Raw genomic sequence first — 3948 nt, forward strand, 5'->3', positions numbered from 1 at the left:
CCTTGAAACGATTGCTACAACTTCCAAAAAGACTAGCGAGACATTTAATATAAGCGTCGATAAATTGAAAGACAAAAATATTAACCTACTTTTGAAGAACCAAGGCGTATATAACGGTTTAATCGGAGTTTTGCTAATATACGGTTTGTTTATCAGCAGTAATCCAAAAGAAATATGCACAGCTATTTTAGTGTATATCATTGGCGTTGCTATTTATGGTGGCCTTTCAAGCAATATTAGTATCTTTTTCAAACAAGGCACATTGCCAGTATTGGCACTCATATCAATGCTTTGGTAAGTATTGGTGTTTGGGGGTTTGGAGATGTAGTCTGGGGTTGAGAGTTTGGAGGGTTTGAGTGTTTTGGGTGTGGACGTTCATAAACTCAGAGTATTTCATCCTAATTATTTCAAGCAGAGGTGACAGTAGCGTTTCCTCTGTTTCCTTATAGAAAAATGATTTAATGAAGAAAACCCATATCTGTTTTAATTTTTAGCTGATAAATACTCCATATATTAGAATGGCTACTTTATCTATTGCATCAATCCTTTAAAACAAAAAACCCATGATTTCGAAATTCCCGTATGGTGGGGTTCCTACTCTCATGGATCTATTAAATAAATTATCACTATAAGTTTATTATTTCAATATTATTAACAATATATGTAGTCGTAAAAGGAAAGAGGACATGAGAACTTCGGTGTTGATTGGCATTACATAACGCTTCCAAACATATTATTTGGTAACAATAAGAAACTATTCACACAACCTATTTTGTATAGTAAAATTATTTTATAAGATTTAAATCCAATTGTACAAGGAGTGAATATCATGGTACCAGAAGAAAAAGGTTCTATTACTTTGTCAAAAGAAGCTGCTATCATATTTGCAACCGCAAAATTCAAACCATTTAAGAACAGAATTAAAAATAACCCACTAAAAACAAATCCATTTCTTAAATTACATGAAAACAAAAAATCTTAATAACTTTATTTATAGCATTTCTAATCTCAGAAATGCTATAAAGGACAACGCCCTCTTTCATAACTATATAAGTCAAGAAACCAAGACATTTCAAACATCTTTAAACCCTTCAATAGCACATTCCCTAAAACATAAAGCAATAACAATGAACGATCAAAATTCCTTACGTACTTATGATGTGTCAGTGAATCGTCTACACTTAATTGAACAAATTCTATGAGAATAGATATTGTTAAATTAAGAAAGTAGTCAATCTTATTATGACAAAAGAAAGAAGAACATTTAGTTCAGAGTTTAAGTTACAAATGGTTAGATTATATAAAAATGGTAAGCTTAAGAATGAAATTATACGAAAGTATGATTTAAAACCCTCAATTATCTCAAATTCGATAAAACAACACCAAAATACTGGACCCTTCAATCATCAAGATAATTTAAAAAGTGATGAAAAAGAGTTAATAAAATTACGCAAAGAAGTTCAACATTTAAAAATGGAACATGATGTTTTAAAGCAAATTTTAAAGTTGATTTAGAAACTGAACTTTTTAAAGATACATTACTTGAAGATTCTAATTTATCTGATTATATAAAGAACCAACTTCCAACGATATGGAGAGACTAAGAAATAGTTTAAATTTATTTAATTTCAATAAAAACTCATAATAATATTTAAGTAAGTTAGATTGCTTTTAGCATTAGGAATTCGCTTATAATTAGATGTTCAATATAGACTTTTTTACACATACATGAACTATAAAAAGCGAATAAATAGAAGGTCATTGCGAAATTTGCTAAATACAAAATTGATGAGTTCCACCTAATAAAAATTGTTGGTTTTATAGTAACATCTATTTTCGTACCATTCATGTTAATTTCAGTGCTAATAATGCTGATATAAAGAAGAATAAATTGATTAGGAGAACACTATTTAATGTCTAAAAATATCAATCAAGCAAATAGTAAATTAAATACGTCAAACAAAAAACTAAAACAAGCTTATTCAAAATCCGATAGTAAAAACATGAAAGTTATATACATGCCTCATTGGCTAGAGTTTTATTCAATTGCTATACATAGCGATGTTACAAGCAATAAAAAAAGATATTATAAATCATTTAGTAGAGGAACAGTGGTATATGTAAAACTAGGGAGTAATATTGGAAGTGAGTTTTCTGGTAATCATTTTTGTGTAATATTAGATAACAAAGACAATAAAGGAAAAGAAACAGTTACAATAGTTCCACTTTCTTCCAAAGGTAATAAAAATTATTTGAAGTTAAACGAATCGGTGCTAAATCTAACAGCAACAGATTTAAAAAAACAGATTATCGATATCAGTAGTAAAGTACAAGCATTAACCCAAAAATATAGAGATATTGACATTAAACTTAGCACAGAAGATAAAAAGCTTTTGTCTAACTTAAATCAAAAAGCTAATGAACTGTATAGAGTGATAGGTGTTTATTCCAAGCACAAAGGGAAAGATACATACGTTAATATATCAGCAATTACAACAATAAGCAAAAGACGTATAAGCAAAATAAATGATTCTGATCCTACTGGAACGATAATAATTTCAGAAGATGACATGAATGAAATCGAAAAGCAATTAAAGATAAAGTTCTTTTCTAATTGAATTGTAATATTACATCTGATATAATTGATTTACAAATTCCCGGTAACCATTCCGGCTTCATTCTCTTGAAGAATGACATATTCTCAGCGTTTTAGCTGAAGGTCAGATGATACGTCATCTGGCCTCTTTTTTTATATAAATGCCCTTTAAGTGAAATATACAACAATCTGCAACCAATATAGACATCACAAAACACACAATAAATTACACAATGTGTTATAAGCCACATGTCATTATTATCGTAGCTAGCTGCGTCACTCAAAACGAATACGGAACGCGTTGGTTATTCCAATCATAATATTACTCTGCAAATACACAGCCCTGTATCCGAGTAAATGAATAGAGATTTGAACAAATGAAAACAATCAACTAATGGAAAGGATAAAATATTATGCACAACAAAAATGAATTCAACAAAAAACTGAAAGATTTTATAGGTAGCGATAAACGGATGGCTTTAGTAAAGGGTTATATTAACGAGTATAAATTAACAACTGTTTTAAGAGCTTTAAATAATTCCGATTACACAAAAGGGACGATACACACTCGTTCAATAGGCAACCTAAAACAAATAGTAGATAATCGAATTATTCCTAAAAATATAACTCAAAACAAAATCTTCAAATTGAGTAATTTAACCTTAGAGGTTAACCTCTATGAAAGAAACACAATTTATCACGGAGACTTTGCTATTTACTATCCTGTAGAATCTGCTCTAATAATAGAAACAGATACTCCTAGGCTAATTAATCATATAAATAACAACCCAGTCCAAAAAATATTTATAATAACAACAAATGACTGGAGCTTTAATACACTTGAATTAGAAAAAATAGTAGACGAAACTATAATTTATGATTTAAAACAAGAAGATCCTAAACAATATGAAATTTTATATAAAAATAAACACGGAAAATTGCCTTATTGATGAATTAAAACGCAAACTTAGAACACCTTACCCCTTTTCCGTCCTTATTGTAATTTTCCAACTACTCAAATTAAAAACCACCCGTGCAAACAGGTGGTTTTATTATATATAATTATTCCCACTCAATTGTGCTTGGTGGTTTTGATGTAATGTCATAGACTACGCGATTGACGTGGTCTACTTCGTTTACGATACGACTTGAAATCTTTTGTAAGACTTCCCAATCGATGCGTGCGAAGTCACTTGTCATGCCGTCGATAGATGTTACTGCACGGATACCTACTGTGTGATCATACGTACGGTAGTCTCCCATAACACCTACTGATTGAATGTTTGGTAACACTGTGAAGTATTGCCAAATTTCTCTTTCAAGACCTTCTTCTCTAATCACTTGGCGTAAAA

General features: G+C 30.1%; 6 protein-coding genes. 5 read left to right on the plus strand and 1 reads right to left on the minus strand.

Annotation, left to right across the window (positions count from 1 at the left end; translation table 11 throughout):
• The 5 genes from IDG60_RS08305 to IDG60_RS08325 all read left to right on the plus strand — a co-directional run.
• On the plus strand, nucleotides 1–298 hold a 298-nt coding region (locus IDG60_RS08305; protein WP_206160614.1), incomplete at its 5' end, for a DUF1304 domain-containing protein.
• 531 nt (nucleotides 299–829) lie between these two features.
• Nucleotides 830–982 carry a hypothetical protein gene (locus IDG60_RS08310; RefSeq protein WP_000248844.1) on the plus strand — a complete coding sequence of 51 codons (153 nt, stop codon included), beginning with the start codon at nucleotides 830–832 and terminating at the stop codon, nucleotides 980–982.
• A 260-nt stretch (nucleotides 983–1242) separates the two neighbouring features.
• Nucleotides 1243–1515: a transposase gene (locus tag IDG60_RS08315; RefSeq protein WP_000159787.1), complete on the plus strand. Its 273-nt coding sequence runs from the start codon at nucleotides 1243–1245 to the stop codon at nucleotides 1513–1515.
• A 398-nt stretch (nucleotides 1516–1913) separates the two neighbouring features.
• A complete protein-coding gene (locus IDG60_RS08320; RefSeq protein WP_000041880.1) occupies nucleotides 1914–2618 on the plus strand; it encodes a type II toxin-antitoxin system PemK/MazF family toxin in 705 nt (234 codons plus the stop codon).
• A gap of 391 nt (nucleotides 2619–3009) precedes the next feature.
• Nucleotides 3010–3546: a hypothetical protein gene (locus IDG60_RS08325; RefSeq protein ID WP_000551643.1), complete on the plus strand. Its 537-nt coding sequence runs from the start codon at nucleotides 3010–3012 to the stop codon at nucleotides 3544–3546.
• Nucleotides 3547–3658: 112 nt separating this feature from the next.
• Here IDG60_RS08325 and IDG60_RS08330 read toward each other — a convergent pair.
• The coding region (locus IDG60_RS08330) for a GMP synthase (glutamine-hydrolyzing) (protein ID WP_481906085.1) at nucleotides 3659–3948 on the minus strand (290 nt) is incomplete at its 5' end.

Source organism: Staphylococcus sp. EG-SA-2 (assembly GCF_017152085.1).